This window comes from Nocardioides daedukensis (assembly GCF_013408415.1).
GTDB lineage: Bacteria > Actinomycetota > Actinomycetes > Propionibacteriales > Nocardioidaceae > Nocardioides > Nocardioides daedukensis.
In genome coordinates, this window is the sequence record NZ_JACCAA010000001.1 from 2,488,965 (window position 1) to 2,502,175 (window position 13,211).

Annotated in this window: 18 protein-coding genes and 3 tRNA genes; 10 read left to right on the forward strand and 11 right to left on the reverse strand. The window is 68.2% G+C overall.

Annotated features, from left to right (window positions below; translation table 11 throughout):
- Positions 1–12 precede the first annotated feature (12 nt).
- Both BJ980_RS12335 and BJ980_RS12340 read left to right on the forward strand, forming a co-directional pair.
- On the forward strand, positions 13–582 hold the full coding sequence (locus BJ980_RS12335; RefSeq protein ID WP_179502566.1) for a hypothetical protein: 570 nt from the start codon (positions 13–15) through the stop codon (positions 580–582).
- A gap of 28 nt (positions 583–610) precedes the next feature.
- Complete coding sequence (locus tag BJ980_RS12340; protein ID WP_179502567.1) at positions 611–1,234, forward strand: hypothetical protein; 624 nt, start codon at positions 611–613, stop codon at positions 1,232–1,234.
- Between the two features lie 33 nt (positions 1,235–1,267).
- Here the strand turns inward: BJ980_RS12340 and BJ980_RS12345 are convergent, their stop codons facing one another.
- From BJ980_RS12345 to mobA, 4 genes are read right to left on the reverse strand one after another with little or no spacing between them, the layout of a single operon-like run.
- Positions 1,268–1,831, reverse strand: coding sequence for a bacterial proteasome activator family protein (locus BJ980_RS12345; protein ID WP_179502568.1), 564 nt, complete (start codon positions 1,829–1,831; stop codon positions 1,268–1,270).
- A gap of 47 nt (positions 1,832–1,878) precedes the next feature.
- Positions 1,879–2,847, reverse strand: a complete 969-nt coding sequence (locus tag BJ980_RS12350) for an NAD(P)H-quinone oxidoreductase (RefSeq protein ID WP_179502569.1) — start codon at positions 2,845–2,847, stop codon at positions 1,879–1,881.
- Between the two features lie 43 nt (positions 2,848–2,890).
- Positions 2,891–3,238 (reverse strand): DUF6457 domain-containing protein, encoded by a 348-nt coding sequence (locus BJ980_RS12355; protein WP_179502570.1) that lies wholly within the window; start codon positions 3,236–3,238, stop codon positions 2,891–2,893.
- A gap of 59 nt (positions 3,239–3,297) precedes the next feature.
- The gene (mobA, locus tag BJ980_RS12360; protein ID WP_179502571.1) at positions 3,298–3,858 is read right to left on the reverse strand and encodes a molybdenum cofactor guanylyltransferase; all 561 of its coding nucleotides are present in this window, start codon (positions 3,856–3,858) and stop codon (positions 3,298–3,300) included.
- Positions 3,859–3,914: 56 nt separating this feature from the next.
- On the opposite strand from mobA, the gene BJ980_RS12365 reads away from it, so the two are divergent.
- From BJ980_RS12365 to BJ980_RS12375, 3 genes are all read left to right on the forward strand, one after another.
- Positions 3,915–4,730, forward strand: coding sequence for a carbon-nitrogen hydrolase family protein (locus BJ980_RS12365; protein ID WP_179502572.1), 816 nt, complete (start codon positions 3,915–3,917; stop codon positions 4,728–4,730).
- A gap of 10 nt (positions 4,731–4,740) precedes the next feature.
- A complete protein-coding gene (locus tag BJ980_RS12370) occupies positions 4,741–5,805 on the forward strand; it encodes a hypothetical protein (protein WP_343047801.1) in 1,065 nt (354 codons plus the stop codon).
- Between the two features lie 67 nt (positions 5,806–5,872).
- Positions 5,873–6,103, forward strand: a complete 231-nt coding sequence (locus BJ980_RS12375) for a biotin/lipoyl-binding carrier protein (protein ID WP_179502573.1) — start codon at positions 5,873–5,875, stop codon at positions 6,101–6,103.
- A gap of 45 nt (positions 6,104–6,148) precedes the next feature.
- Here BJ980_RS12375 and BJ980_RS12380 read toward each other — a convergent pair.
- Together BJ980_RS12380 and BJ980_RS12385 are read right to left on the reverse strand one after the other, a co-directional pair.
- Positions 6,149–6,236 (reverse strand) — tRNA-Ser (locus BJ980_RS12380).
- A gap of 74 nt (positions 6,237–6,310) precedes the next feature.
- Complete coding sequence (locus BJ980_RS12385) at positions 6,311–6,685, reverse strand: hypothetical protein (RefSeq protein ID WP_179502574.1); 375 nt, start codon at positions 6,683–6,685, stop codon at positions 6,311–6,313.
- A gap of 107 nt (positions 6,686–6,792) precedes the next feature.
- Between BJ980_RS12385 and BJ980_RS12390 the strand changes: the two genes are divergently transcribed.
- Together BJ980_RS12390 and BJ980_RS12395 are read left to right on the forward strand one after the other, a co-directional pair.
- A complete protein-coding gene (locus BJ980_RS12390; protein ID WP_179502575.1) occupies positions 6,793–7,260 on the forward strand; it encodes a hypothetical protein in 468 nt (155 codons plus the stop codon).
- A 50-nt stretch (positions 7,261–7,310) separates the two neighbouring features.
- Positions 7,311–7,401: transfer RNA gene (locus BJ980_RS12395), tRNA-Ser, on the forward strand.
- Positions 7,402–7,464: 63 nt separating this feature from the next.
- Here BJ980_RS12395 and BJ980_RS12400 read toward each other — a convergent pair.
- The 3 genes from BJ980_RS12400 to BJ980_RS12410 all read right to left on the reverse strand — a co-directional run bounded on the left by BJ980_RS12400 (position 7,465) and on the right by BJ980_RS12410 (position 8,920).
- Positions 7,465–7,734 carry a hypothetical protein gene (locus BJ980_RS12400; protein ID WP_218855497.1) on the reverse strand — a complete coding sequence of 90 codons (270 nt, stop codon included), beginning with the start codon at positions 7,732–7,734 and terminating at the stop codon, positions 7,465–7,467.
- A gap of 182 nt (positions 7,735–7,916) precedes the next feature.
- On the reverse strand, positions 7,917–8,378 hold the full coding sequence (locus BJ980_RS12405; RefSeq protein WP_179502576.1) for a nuclear transport factor 2 family protein: 462 nt from the start codon (positions 8,376–8,378) through the stop codon (positions 7,917–7,919).
- Positions 8,379–8,404: 26 nt separating this feature from the next.
- Complete coding sequence (locus BJ980_RS12410) at positions 8,405–8,920, reverse strand: putative immunity protein (protein ID WP_179502577.1); 516 nt, start codon at positions 8,918–8,920, stop codon at positions 8,405–8,407.
- Positions 8,921–9,134: 214 nt separating this feature from the next.
- Between BJ980_RS12410 and BJ980_RS12415 the strand changes: the two genes are divergently transcribed.
- The gene (locus tag BJ980_RS12415) at positions 9,135–9,398 is read left to right on the forward strand and encodes a hypothetical protein (RefSeq protein WP_179502578.1); all 264 of its coding nucleotides are present in this window, start codon (positions 9,135–9,137) and stop codon (positions 9,396–9,398) included.
- A 179-nt stretch (positions 9,399–9,577) separates the two neighbouring features.
- On the opposite strand, the gene BJ980_RS12420 is transcribed toward BJ980_RS12415, so the two are convergent.
- Both BJ980_RS12420 and BJ980_RS12425 read right to left on the reverse strand, forming a co-directional pair.
- Positions 9,578–10,561, reverse strand: coding sequence for a phospholipase D-like domain-containing protein (locus tag BJ980_RS12420; protein WP_179502579.1), 984 nt, complete (start codon positions 10,559–10,561; stop codon positions 9,578–9,580).
- Positions 10,562–10,688: 127 nt separating this feature from the next.
- Entirely contained in the window at positions 10,689–12,530 is a 1,842-nt protein-coding gene (locus BJ980_RS12425; RefSeq protein ID WP_179502580.1) for a phosphoenolpyruvate carboxykinase (GTP), read from the reverse strand.
- A 182-nt stretch (positions 12,531–12,712) separates the two neighbouring features.
- Between BJ980_RS12425 and BJ980_RS12430 the strand changes: the two genes are divergently transcribed.
- Both BJ980_RS12430 and BJ980_RS12435 read left to right on the forward strand, forming a co-directional pair.
- Positions 12,713–13,048: an ArsR/SmtB family transcription factor gene (locus BJ980_RS12430; RefSeq protein ID WP_179502581.1), complete on the forward strand. Its 336-nt coding sequence runs from the start codon at positions 12,713–12,715 to the stop codon at positions 13,046–13,048.
- Between the two features lie 56 nt (positions 13,049–13,104).
- A tRNA-Arg gene (locus BJ980_RS12435) sits at positions 13,105–13,177 on the forward strand.
- Positions 13,178–13,211: the final 34 nt, after the last annotated feature.

The window sequence follows — 13,211 nt, forward strand, 5'->3', positions numbered from 1 at the left end:
ATGCGATGTGTGATGGTGCTCGTGCTCCTCGCCCTCGGCCTGGTTGCCTTCGGCCCAGCCCCCACGGCATTTGCCTGCGACGAGCCGACCCTGCCCTTCGATCGCCAGGTCAGCCGCGCAGAGCACATCTTCACCGGCACGGTGACCACCTCGCGGATCGACCCCGCCCAGGGCGGAGCGCGTCGGATCTACCTGGTCAAGATCGACAAGGTGCACAAGGGTGACGGACTGGAGCAGAGCATCAGGGTCGCGTCCTCCACCCGGACCGCCGACTGCGGACTGGGCAAGGTCGCCAGCGGTGACAAGGTGACCTTCTTCGTCGGGGCGGTGAAGGGCAACAACTATGTCGAGGCGCTCAGCAACGAGGGCACCCGCGCCGCGTCATCCGAGCTGGACGCCCGGATCGTCGCGGAGCTGTCGCCGAAGCCTGCCGAGACCGATGTCGAGGTGAAGCTGACCCGGGTCGATGACGGTCAGGCACCCAGCGTCACTCGCTCCATCGCCCCGGGCTTGATCATCGCAATGCTCGGCGTCGTGGCGCTGGTTGTGGGACGCTTGTTCGGTCGGCCGAAACCCCACTGAGACCGACCCGAGAAGCCCTGGAGGCTCGATGCGTCGCGTGTTTCGGTTGCTGTTCGCCCCGGTGGCTGGTCCGCTTCTCGGCCTGATCCTCGGTGGGGCCTCGCTGGTCGTGCTCAGTGCCCCGGCACACGCCTGCTCGTGCGCGAGCGTCGACACCGCGGAGCAGGTCGAGGGCGCCGACCAGGTCCTCCTGGGCACTGCCGATGCCCGGGCCGAGGCCGGGAATCGGGTGGAGCTGGTCGTGACCGTCGATGAGGTGCTCAAGGGCGATCCGGGCGACGTGGGCGACAAGGTCTCCGTGATCACCCACCGTGACTCGGCGTCGTGCGGCCTGGAGCCGTTGCCGGAGCCGGGCGTGCCGTGGGTCTTCTTCGCCTACGGCGAGGAGTCGGTCAAGGGCTTGGCGACGAACCTGTGCTCCGGGAGCGCGCCGGCGGACGAGGCCGACCTGGAGCTGATCAGGTCGACCGCGGGGTCCCCCGCCGATACCCAGTCGGACGACTCCCCGAAGGCCTCGCCGAACGGCGAAGCCGCTGAGGAGGGCGACACAGGCTCCGCCGACGGCGAGATCGTCCCGTTGTGGCTGCTGCTCACCGGCCTGCTGGTGGTCGCAGCGGCCGCCGGCGCCGTGGCGGTACGACGTACCCGCTGACCGCGCCCCGGCACGGTCAGAGGTGGGGCGACCTCAGAGGTACATGCCTCCGCTGCCGTGTCCCGGACCACCCTTCTCCTGCTGAGGAGAGGGGGAAGCGCCCTCAGGCTGCTCACCCGACTGCGGGATGAGCCCTGGCGGCAGCGCCTTGCGGATCTGCTCGAACTGCGCGCGCGACGCCATCTGCTGGGCATAGATCGCGGTCTGGATGCCGTGGAACAGCCCCTCCAGCCAACCGACCAGCTGTGCCTGCGAGATCCGCAGCTCGCTCTCGCTGGGCGTGCCCTCGGTGAACGGCAACGAGATCCGCTCCAGCTCCTCGACCAGCTCGGGGGCAAGGCCCGCCTCGAGCTCCTTGATCGACGCCTGATGGATCTCCTTGAGCCGGTTGCGGCTCGCCTCGTCCAGCGGAGCTGACTTCACTTCCTCGAGGAGCTGGCGGATCATCGTGCCGATCCGCATCACCTTCGCCGGCTGCTCGACCAGCTCGGTCACGTGTCGCTCGTCGTCGTCGCCGTCGGTGTCGTCGTCCTGACCCTGGGGGCCGAGGATGAGGATCTCCTGCTCGTCGGGCTGGTCCTGGGGGTGCTCGCTCATGCGGCCCAGATTAGCCACCCGCGCCAGCACGCCTCAGAGGGTGCGGCTCAGACGGTGAGCAGGATCTTCCCCACGTGCCCGCTCTCCTCCATCAACCGGTGCCCCGCGCTGGCCTGGGCCAACGGCATCGAGGTGTGGATGACGGGGCGCACCCGTCCCGCAGCGACCAACGGCCACACGTGCTCCACCACTCCGGCGCAGATCGCGGCCTTCTCCTCGAGCGGACGACCGCGCAGCGAGGTGGCGTGCACGGCGCCGCGCTTGTTCAGCAGCATCCCGAGGTTGAGCTCGCCCTTCACGCCGCCCTGCATCCCGATCACGACCAGCCGGCCAGCGGTGGCGAGCGCCTTCACGTTGCCGGACAGATAGCTCGCGCCCATGTTGTCCAGGATGACGTCGGCACCGCCGGCGTCCTTGAGCACCTCGACGAAGGACTCCTCGCGATAGTTGATGCCCCGCGTCGCACCCAGGTCGGCACAGACGGCGAGCTTCTCCGGGGATCCGGCGGTGGTGAACACCTCGGCGCCGAGCGCGGAGGCGAGCTGGATCGCGAACGTGCCGATCCCGCCGGCGCCACCGTGCACCAGGAACCGCTCGCCCGCCTTGAGGCCGGCGAGCATGAAGACGTTGGACCACACCGTGGCGGCCACCTCGGGCAGACCGGCGGCCTCGGTCAGGGAGACCCCCTCGGGCACCGGCATCAGCTGGCCGGAGGGGACGGCGACCAGTTCGGCATACCCGCCGCCGGCGAGCAGAGCGCAGACCTCGTCACCGACCTGCCAGTCCTGCACGCCCTCACCGAGGGCGACGACGGTGCCGCTGCACTCGAGGCCGATCACGTCCGAGGCGCCGGGCGGCGGGGGATAGAGGCCCTGTCGCTGCAGGGTGTCGGCGCGGTTGACCGCGGTGGCCGCGACCTTGACCAGCACCTCGCCCGCTGCGGGCTCGGGGTCGGGCAGTTCGGCAAGGGACAGGACGTCGGGAGCACCGGTCCCGTCGGCGACGATCGCACGCATACGACCACACTAGGCCGTGCCTGACTGAGCGGTGCCTGCGCAGTCAGGGGCGCGCGGACTCCAGGTCCTCGAGGTCCTCGACGTCGCCGGTGTGGTCGACCCCGGTGTCGTCCGGCACGGGGTCATTGACGTCGTCCGGGTCGGGCGCGCCTGCGGGCTGCTCCCAGTGGTCGGCCAGGGTCTGCGCGCGGGCAGCGAGCTGCTCGATCTCCTCGACGGAAGCACCCTTGACGCCCGCGGCATAGCCGAGCAGATAGGTGGTCAGCGGCGCCGCCGGCCGGACCACGTTGTGCGCCGCCGCCCGGGCGAGGTCCAGCACCAGCGCCTCGTCGAGTTCCGTCTCGATGTCGAGGACGTCGCACAGCTCGTCGATCCAGTCGTGAAGGTTCACACCTCCACAGTCCAATGGCGAGGCAGGACGCGCAACCCCTGCGGGCGATTTGATGGTGCTCACTCGACGTCTCGCAGGTCGGCCCAGCCGTCGATGTCACGCGCTTCACGGTCCTCGGCAGGCACGTCGACGAGGTCGAGTCCGGCGAGGATCCGGTGGATCGGCAGGCCGAACTCCTCGCCGTACGCCGGTCGCACGGCCTCCAGTGCCTCCGTCCGTACGACGAACGCGAGCTGGCGCCGCCCGTCCGCGTCGCACAGGATCGCGCCCGGGTGCCCCTCGGCGGCGCGGCGCAGGCGGCTGATCGTCCCCATCGAGACGAACGGCATGTCGACGGCGAGCACGATCACCTCCTCCGGGCGACGCGCAAAGGCGCTCAGCCCGTGCAGCAGCCCCGCGGCAGGTCCGCCGAGCGGCGGATCCTCGCGCGTGAAGGTCACCGGACGTTCGGTGCGGACCCAGTCGCCGAGCACCACCACCTCGCCGGCGTCGATCACCGCGTCCAGCGTCCACGCCAGCAGCGTGCGTCCGTGCAGCTCGATCGATGCCTTGTCGACGCCACCCATCCGGGCGGCGGTGCCGCCGGCGAGGATGACCGCTCCGAGTGCCTGGCTGCTCATGGCCGTCATTGTGGCCGATCGGCCGCACATTGGAACGAGGACGGCACAATGGCGGGATGGCCGAGCTGCGAGATGACTCCGAGGACCGACTCACGGTTGCTCTGGTGCAACAGGCGTCGGGCCTCGAACCCACGCCGAACCGGGAGGCGCTCAAGGCTGCGATCGAGGGCGTCGAGGCCGACCTGGTGGTCTTCCCCGAGGCCTTCGCCCGCGACTTCGGCAGCCCCGGAGACGACATCTCGGCATTTGCCGAGCCGCTGGACGGACCGTTCGTGCAGGCGGTCGAGGAGATCTCCGGGCCCGAGCGCACGGTCGTGGCCGGCATGTTCGAGGTGTCCGCGGACCCCCAGCGCCCGTTCAACACCTTGGTCGTGCGGGGCGCCGCGGAGGCGAACTATCGCAAGATCCACCTCTACGACTCGTTCGGCTACAAGGAGTCCGACCGGCTCACCGCGGGGGAGTGGGACCCGGTCGTCGTGGAGCTCAACGGCTTCACCGTCGGGCTGATGACCTGCTACGACCTGCGCTTCCCCGAGCTGTCCCGGGCCCTGGTCGACCGGGGAGCCGACGTGATCGTGGTGCCGGCCGCCTGGGTTCCCGGGCGCACCGAGGAGGAGCACCGCAGCAAGATCAACCACTGGACGACGCTGGCGCGGGCCAGGGCGATCGAGAACACGGCGTACGTCGTGGCCGTCGGGCAGGCTGCGCCCCGCTACACCGGGCACTCACTCGTGGTGGACCCGTTCGGGGACGTCGTGGTGGAGACCCAGGGCGATCCGACGGTGCTCACGGCGACTCTCGAGCGTGACGTGATCGACAAGGCACGGAGCACGAATCCCTCTCTGGCCAACCGTCGGCGTGCGGACCGATAACCTGTCCGCCGTGTCAAGCACCCAACGTCCCGCCGGCCGCCGTATGGCGGAGCGACCCCCGTCGCGCCTGTCGGGCCTGAGGAGCAAGGTCAGGCAGGGCTGGCGCAAGGTCCTCAGTGTCGCCTGGCCGGGCTGCATGCTGGCGCTGTTCCTGGCCATGGTGATGGCCGGTTGTGCCGCCCTCGGGTTCGGCCCGGCGTGGTTCGACCAGGCCGCCGCCGTGACCATCTCCACGGCCTATGCGACCTCGCTCGCGGTCAGGACCGGCGGCAGGCCGATCATCTTCGGCTGCTTGGCCTTGGCCCTGGGCCTGCTCGCGGTGATCTCCGACGTGGACCTGCTGCGCACCGGAGCGGCCGTGATGACCGCTGTCTCGGCGAGCGTCCTGGGCGTGATGGGCACCCGCCCCGCGGTCCGGTTCCGTGGAGCGGTCCGCGAGCTCGGCGTGGTGCTCCTGATCTCCGGCATCGGCGCCTTCGGCGTGGTCGGCTATCGGCCGGTGGTCGCGCTCGACCGCTTCGACTACGTGGCCCTGGCGCTCTCCTTCGCCCTGGCCGCGGTGCTGGTCTACAACCTCGGCGCCGGTCTGCACGGCCTGGGCAAGCGCGGCGCGATCGTGGTCGTCGTCGGCTCGGTCGGGGTGGCGATCATCCTGGCGTACGCCGAGCTGCTGCGCCGCTATGGTGCGCCGGGCTTCGTCAACGACGTCCTCGACGTGGTCCGGTGGATGCGCGAGAACCTCGGCGCCGCGCCCAAGCCTGTCCAGGCCCTGGTCGGGATCCCGGCCATCCTGTGGGGCTGCCACGTCCGCGCCCGTCGGCGCCAGGGCTGGTGGGTGTGCGCCTTCGGTGTCGCCCTGACCACCTCGGTGGCCAGCCTGCTGATCAACCCGGTGACGGGCTGGTTCGAGGCGGTCCTGATCGTCGTCTACTCCGCCATCCCCGGCATCGCCGTGGGCTATGCGTTGATCCGGATCGACCTTGCCCTGACCGGCCCGCGCGGACGTCGCGCGCGCCGTGAGGAGGAGGAGTCGGCGCTGCGCCCCGAGCCCAGCCGGTTCCTGCCCCTGCTGTGAGGGAATTGGTCCGGGGCCGCCGTGCGCCCGGATCGGCGTACCCCTCGGTAACGGCTAGGTTCGAAGCATGAGTCGGGAACGAGCCACGGACATCGTCGCGGAGATGGTCGCCAATGTGATCGCAGTGTCGGTCGAGGTGGGCGACACCGTGGCCGCGGGCGACCAGGTCCTGCTGCTCGAGTCGATGAAGATGGAGATCCCCGTCCTCACCGACCAGGGTGGCCGCATCGACAAGATCCGCGTCGGCGTCGGAGACGTCATCCAGGAGGGCGACATCCTCCTGACGATCATTCACTGATCGCAGATCCGGCTGCCGGTCAGGCGTCGTTCAGTTGGGCTTTCTTGGCAGAGGGGGCGGGATTCGAACCCGCGGTAGGTCTCCCTACGACCGCTTTCAAGGCGGTTCCGATAGGCCACTCCGGCACCCCTCCGAGCACCCCGACGAGCGGTGTGCGGTGAGCAGTCTACGGGTGAGGGCCGCCGGATGTGCCAGCAGTGCCGCGAACTATTCCGAGCCGCCGAGCTCGAGCTCGACCTCGTCGTAGGCCAGGTCGCGAAGCCGCTGCAGGTGGTGGTTGACGTCATTGATGGTGCGCTTGAGCTCGGTGCGCAGACCGGCCAGGTCGGCGGATTCGAGGACGGCCGGGCCCAGGGCGGCCAGTCGAGTCATCAGCGCGCTGCGCTCACGCAGCACGGATCCCTCACGTGCGACCAGCCATCCGTCCCGGGCGTTGCTGGTCTCGGTGGCGAGGCCGTCGCGGATCACCGCGAGGCGTTGCCGTACGGTCCAGCGCCAGTTGCCCAGTGCGGTCCCGGTCGGCAACCGCGCATCGATGAGCTGGGCGAGGCCGGCAAGACTCTGCTGCAGCGGTTCGGGCATGACAACCTCCTGCTGAGTGGGCGCTGGCGTTCTTTGAGTGTGACGTGGATCACGCACCCACACAAGGGCGAGTTGGGCGCCACGGCCGACTGCGGGAGAATCAAGGCGTGTCGCACGACTATCGCCTCGCCCCGCACCTCGCCGCCCGCATCTTCGGGTTCACCCTGCTGCTCCTGGGAGGGATCGTCTTCGTCGCGACGGCGATCGTGGTCCTGTTCAGCGCCCCGGTCCTGATCCTCACCGTGGCGGTCGTGCTCGCCGTTGCAGGCGTGTTCGTGCTCGGGTTCCTGCTCCGCTCGCGGGCGTACGTCGTGCGCACCACCGCCGACGGCTATCGCGTGCGATTCGTCCGTGGTGCCGGCGTCAAGCAGGCGCGGTGGGGCGACGTCGAGGAGTTGGTCACCAACACGATCGCGGGCTCACCCTGCCTGGTGCTGAGGCTTCGCAACGGCACCGCGACCACGATCCCGGTCGAGGTCCTCGCGGTCGACCGCGAGCAGTTCGTGCGCGACATCTCGACCCACCTCAAGGAGCGCGGCTTCAAGCCCGACAAGCGCCGCCCCAAGCGAAAGTAGACCCGATTCTGCGGCCGGCATGATCTGCAGGTAGCCTAGGCGCGCATTCTGGAGGCGTCGCCTAGTCCGGTCTATGGCGCCCGCCTGCTAAGCGGGTTTGGGGCTAAAACCCCATCGAGGGTTCAAATCCCTCCGCCTCCGCCGTGTGATGTCGCAGGACATCGGAGACACCCGAACCCACGGAAACGTGGGTTCGGGTGTTTGTCATTTCGGGGTTCGTGGCTGGTAGTCGCGGGTGATGTCGATGGTGAGCTCGCGGAGTAGTTCGCCGGTGATGGCGTGGACGACTCTGACATCGAGGTCTTGGATGAGCAGGATGACGTGGGTTCGGCTGTGGGTTCGTCCGATGCCGATGTGGCGGAGTTTGCCTGCGACGCGGAGTGTGACGGTGCCGGATTTGTCGCCTCGGCAGGTGTCTGTTTCTCGGTGAACAGGGCAGTGATGACCAGGCGTGCCTTCGACATGGTCGAGCATCGGCCTCAAGGTGCTGTCTACGATGACGTGAGACAGCGTGTCTCCTATGTCTTGAGACATCTGTCTCCGATGTCCTGATCCAGCACACCACCGCCACCGCCGTGTGATCCCGCAAGGGGTCGACGCTCCCGGATCCACGTTGCTGGGTCCGGGAGTCGTCATTTCCAGGGGCTGGTTCCGGCCTACTGGAGCGGGATCTCGACGCCGTGCTCGGCCTCTGGGCGCGGGCCGAAGATCCGCCGCTCCGATTCCTCGATCGTCACGTCGTTGATGCTCGCCTCACGGCGTTCCATCAGCCCCTGCGCGTCGAACTGCCACAGCTCGTTGCCATAGCTGCCCCACCACTGTCCGGCCGCGTCGTGCCACTCGTACTGGAACCGGACAGCGATCCGGTTCTGGCGGAACCCCCACAGGCTCTTGCGCAGGGCGTAGTCGAGCTCGCGTTCCCACTTGGCGGTCAGGAACCAGATGATCTCCTCGCGTCCGCTGACGAACACGTCGCGGTTGCGCCACACGGAGTCGGGTGTGTAGGCCCCGGCGACGCGCTCGGGGTCACGGCTGTTCCAGGCGTCCTCGGCCGCCTGCACCTTCTGCAGTGCGGTCTCCTCGGTGAACGGCGGGAACGGGGGGCGGGACTCGCTCATGCTTCCTTCTCTCGTAGGCCGTGTTCTCAGATCTCGAAGACCGACCAGCAGATGTCGTTGCGCAGGCGCTGGCTGTCCCAGACTAGGTCGCGGATGCCCGCGGGAAGCTGGTCGCGTTGCCATCGGACCTCGGCTCGCGCGGCTGCTTCGGCCTCCACTGCTGGGGCTGCCGCTCCGGCAGCCTTGATGGCGTATGCGGCTGCACCGAGATCGTGAGCGGCCACGTGCGCAACAGCAGCTGCCTGCCCCGCGGCGTAGGCGGCGTACCGGGCGGCTCCCTGCAGGTCTCTGGCTGCGCCCATCGCGTGGCCGCCGGCTGCGCGACTTTCCATCATCGTGACCTCGCCGCGAACCCAAGCGCGCGCGTGTTCGATCGCTCGACGCGGGCGGGGGTCCTCCGCACGCTCGGACTCGAAGATGGTGAGGACGTGCTCAGCGCAGGTGGCTGCCCACAGGGCGAGCAGGCGGTGATCCGGGTCGGTGAGCATGCCCCCGCGTCGGAGCGTGATGTAGCGAGGATCGCGAGGCCACGGGAGGATCACGGGGCTGCGCTCCTTTCGGCCTGCGGGCTGCGTCCGGCGCCTGTGATCGTCGATACGCAACCGGCGCGCATGGGAGGTGTGACGAGTGGGTACTTTTGCAGATCGTTGCAATGCAGATTTGTGCAGACCCATTTCATGGGCAAGCCGCTCGATTCTGGCGCACACTTGTCACCAAGGGAATCGATTCCCGTCGATTGTGGGGAGAACCAAGATCATGAACACATTCACCCGGAGGCTGGCGACCCTGGTAGTCGCTGTGGGCCTGGGTGCAGGTGCTTTTGCTGCCACCGGTGCGCCGGCGCAGGCAGCCATCGACACCAGCTGGGGCCGAGGCGCCATTGCCCCGACCGACACCACCACCACGTCGACCCAGTCGACTGAGGACCCCCGGCAGCTCGACACCAGCTGGGGACGTGGCTTCACCAAGGACCAGCCCATCGTCGTGATGCGGGTGGACACCAGCTGGGGCCGCGGCTGATTCACGATCCGTCCCCGACGGACCCACAGACCTGAGACGAAGGACCAGACCACACCCCCCCCACATGTTCGGGTCCCTGTGCCATCCCCCCGGCCCGTCTCAGTCAAAACGAAGGCAGCGACCGTCGGTCGCTGCCTTCGTTTGCGTTCTGCGCCCCTGCGGACGCATCGATGGGCTGCTCAGTCCTTGCGGCCGCGGGCACGCGGCTCCTGCAGCCCCATCCGATAGCCGAGCTGGAACCGGGTCTCGGCGTCATACTCGCGCTTGAGGTCGGCCACATAACCTGCATAGGTGCGCGGGCTGACCCCGAGGCGCTTGGCGCAGGTGGCGTCGGAGTGCCCCTCGATCAGCATCCGGATCGCCATCGCACGCTGCTCCTCGGCGATGCTGTTGAGCGTGCTGGACTCCTGGCTCTCGAACGGCCGGCCACGCTCCCAGAACCGCTCGAAGATGTCGACCAGGTAGGCGACCAGGTCGAGGTCGCGGATGGCCAGGGCCACGTTCAGGTCATCACCGGAGGGGATGATGGCGACCTCGCGGTCCACCACGATCAACCGGTTGAAGAACTCGTCGAGGGTGCGCACCTCGGCGCCCTCCTTGGCCACGCGGGCGACATACGCGCGGGTGGGCCGTGAGCGCCGCGCAGCGTGCTGGTAGATCGTCCGCAGCGACACTCCGCGCTGCAGGGCGGCCGCGTCACGCTGGGCGGCCTCCTTGATGTCCGAGCCGGCGCGATCGGCCTCGGGCTGGGCGGTGAGCAGCTCCCGCTTGGCGCTCGGCACGACGTCCGCGAGGAAGCGGTCGATCTGGTCGCCGCGCAGCCGCGTCACCGGCCCGTCCTCGGTCGAGGGCGAGCGTCGGAAGATCTGGCCCAGGTCGCTGAACGAGTTGGCCCAGTGGCTCGACTCCGAGATCAGCTGCGCACCTTGCTGCCCCAGTGGCGCCACCACCGACGACTGCACCGAGTGCGGGTCCACCGCGATGTAGCGCTCACCGTCACGGTGCAGCAGGCCCAGGTCGACCAGCAGGCCCGTGGCCAGCGGGTCGTCGGTGACGACCGGGTCGTCGACCAGTACGCCGTTGGCCGAGGCGACCTGTTCATAGACCTTGATGCCGGCAGAGTCGAGGAGTGCGCGACGCTGCGGACTTGTTGCTCCATCCACGGCAGAGACCCCCTTCAGGCTCTCACTGACCCCGACGCCCTTGGCGCGTCAGCGGCGATTATGCCCCGAAATGCCCGAAGAGGCCCGACCGGTTCCGGTCGGACCCCTTCACGCAGTGCTCGAATGCTCAGGCCTGCTCGTCCAGGGCGGCGGCCACGCGGCGGTGGGCCTCCCAGATCGCCTCGGGCAGGTTCTCGAACTGCTTGAGGTGCTCCTCGCGGTAGTCCATCTCCTGCTTCCAACGATCGATGTCGATGGACAGGATGGTCTCGAGGTCCTCCGGGGTGATGTCGACACCCTCGAGGTTGAGCTCCTCCTTGGTCGGGATGATGCCGACCGGAGTCTCCTGGCCCTTGACCTCGCCGTTCTTGAGCTGCAGCAGCCACAGGAGCGGGCGGAGGTTCTCGCGATATCCGGGCCACAGGTAGTGACCGTCCTGCGGGTCGCGCTGGAACCAGTTGACGTGGGCGAAGATCGGCTGCTCCGAGGCGGCACCGACGATGTCGAGGTAGTGCTGCGCGTAGTCGCCCTCGCCGTAGGCCATGAACGGCCGGTTGGACATCGGGTCGTAGCGCAGGACGCCTTCCTTGCCCTCGGCGGCCGAGGTGGCCTCGGCGCCCAGGGTGAGGCCGTCGTAGACGCCCTCGGCCAGGTCGTGGATGGCGCGGATCAGCGGCTCGCGGTCACGGGTGCGGCCACCGAAGATGATCGCGTCGATCGGCACACCTGCCGCGGCGTTGTAGTCCTTGGCGATGTTGGGCACGTTGTCCAGCGTCGTGGTGAACCGGCTGTTCGGGTGCGCCCAGGGCAGGTCCTTCTCGTCCTCGGAGCGTTCCGAGATCGGGTTGCCCTTCCAGTCCAGCCAGCCGGCGATGTCGGCGGGCGGCTGCGGGGTGCGGCCCTCCCACCAGACCTGCTTGGTGTCCGGGTTGTAGGCGATGTTGGTGAAGATCGCCTGCGTGCCCGGGTCCACCGAGTGCAGCGCGGTGGGGTTGGTGAGCTCGTTGGTGTCCTTGGCGACGCCGAAGACGCCGTACTCCGGGTTCATCCCGTAGAGCTTGCCGTTCTCCTCGTTCACCCACAGCCACGCGATGTCGTCGCCGTAGAACGACACGTGGTAGCGGTCGCCGAGGGCGTCGGGGGCCAGCATCATCGCGAGGTTGGTCTTGCCGGAGGCGCTCGGGAAGCCACCACAGATGTGATAGTCCTTCCCGGTCTCCTTGTCGTGGATGCCGATCAGCATGTACTGCTCGCCGAGGAACTTCTTCGACGCCCAGCCGTCGTACGCCGCCTGGCGCAGGCCGTGGGCGATCTTGCCGAGCAGGGCGTTGCCGCCGTAGGAGGAGCCGTAGTGCAGGATCGTCCGCTCGTCGGCGACGGTGACGAACCAGCGCTGGTCGTCGGGGGTGCCCTGGCCGAGGTTCTCCAGGTCGCCGGTGACGTGGACGGCGCGGACGAACTGGTTCGGGTCCTCGAGGTTCTCGACGAACTCGACACCGACGCGCGACATCCGGATCATGTGCAGCACGACGGTGCGGGCGTCGGTCAGCTCGACACCGGCTGCCCACGGGGCGAGCGCGTTGCCGGGAGGCGCCATCAGGTAGGGGATGACATACATCGTCTTGCCGGCCGAGGCGCCGCGCATCTTGTCCTCGAGCAGCGGCTTCATCTCCGAGGAGGGCTTCCAGTTGTTGTACTGGCCCTTGTCCTTCGGGTCGCTGGTCGCGACGACGGTGCGCTCCTCGGAGCGGGCGGTGTCCTTGTGGTAGCTGCGGGAGTAGTAGAGACCCTCGCCAGCGTCGGATAGCTCGCCTGCAGCGAGTGCTTCCTGGATCAGTCGGGAATCGTCAGCAGCGCTGACCACCTCGATGCGGTCTGCGCCGGTGAGCTCTGCGTAGTAGCGCACGTACTCGCGTACGTGCGGGTTCTTGAGCCCAGCCGCATCCAGTGTTGCCTCAACGTCTGCCATCGTCTGCCTTGACCCTCTCGTGGAAGTGTCGATCTGCCCTGCGTCAACATGTCGTGCAAGTTCTGCTGTGCGGTGGGACCTACGCTGCTCGCCACCTGTGTGGAATGCAGGCTTACATTAGTTGAAGAGTTTTGCAACTAATGTAGTCTTCACCTTCAGCGAGACGAACCCGAGGAGGTGAGATGACGACCAGTATCCCCATCTATCAGGCTAAGGCCGACCTCTTCCGCACATTGGGACACCCCGTCAGGATCCGCGTCCTCGAGCTCCTCCAGGAAAAGTCGATGCCGGTGCGAGACCTGCTCGCCGATCTGCAGGTGGAGTCTTCCAGCCTCTCCCAGCAATTGGCAGTCCTTCGCCGTGCCGGGTTGGTCACGTCGACACGGGAGGGGACCACGGTCGTCTATTCGGTCAGCACCGACGACGTCGCCGACCTGCTCGCAGCTGGCCGACGGATCCTCGCGTCGGTCTGGAGCGACGCCGAGGGACTGCTCGCGGAGCTGCGCGAGTCCTCCTGATTTCGCCGAACCGAATGGCTTCGGCTATTCTCTTCCAGTCCTCGCTTGCGGGGCTCGCGCCTGTAGCTCAACGGATAGAGCATCTGACTACGGATCAGAAGGTTTGGGGTTCGAATCCCTACAGGCGCACAGATCCCAACAGGCCTGCCACTCACGCTGAGCT

Coding starts and splice junctions, on each gene's coding strand:
- BJ980_RS12335 (WP_179502566.1), top strand. CDS start 13: ATGGTGCTCGTGCTCCTCGCCCTCGGCCTGGTTGCCTTCGGCCCAGCC.
- BJ980_RS12340 (WP_179502567.1), top strand. CDS start 611: ATGCGTCGCGTGTTTCGGTTGCTGTTCGCCCCGGTGGCTGGTCCGCTT.
- BJ980_RS12345 (WP_179502568.1), bottom strand. CDS start 1,831: ATGAGCGAGCACCCCCAGGACCAGCCCGACGAGCAGGAGATCCTCATC.
- BJ980_RS12350 (WP_179502569.1), bottom strand. CDS start 2,847: ATGCGTGCGATCGTCGCCGACGGGACCGGTGCTCCCGACGTCCTGTCC.
- mobA (WP_179502571.1), bottom strand. CDS start 3,858: ATGAGCAGCCAGGCACTCGGAGCGGTCATCCTCGCCGGCGGCACCGCC.
- BJ980_RS12365 (WP_179502572.1), top strand. CDS start 3,915: ATGGCCGAGCTGCGAGATGACTCCGAGGACCGACTCACGGTTGCTCTG.
- BJ980_RS12375 (WP_179502573.1), top strand. CDS start 5,873: ATGAGTCGGGAACGAGCCACGGACATCGTCGCGGAGATGGTCGCCAAT.
- BJ980_RS12385 (WP_179502574.1), bottom strand. CDS start 6,685: ATGCCCGAACCGCTGCAGCAGAGTCTTGCCGGCCTCGCCCAGCTCATC.
- BJ980_RS12400 (WP_218855497.1), bottom strand. CDS start 7,734: ATGCTCGACCATGTCGAAGGCACGCCTGGTCATCACTGCCCTGTTCAC.
- BJ980_RS12405 (WP_179502576.1), bottom strand. CDS start 8,378: ATGAGCGAGTCCCGCCCCCCGTTCCCGCCGTTCACCGAGGAGACCGCA.
- BJ980_RS12415 (WP_179502578.1), top strand. CDS start 9,135: ATGAACACATTCACCCGGAGGCTGGCGACCCTGGTAGTCGCTGTGGGC.
- BJ980_RS12425 (WP_179502580.1), bottom strand. CDS start 12,530: ATGGCAGACGTTGAGGCAACACTGGATGCGGCTGGGCTCAAGAACCCG.
- BJ980_RS12430 (WP_179502581.1), top strand. CDS start 12,713: ATGACGACCAGTATCCCCATCTATCAGGCTAAGGCCGACCTCTTCCGC.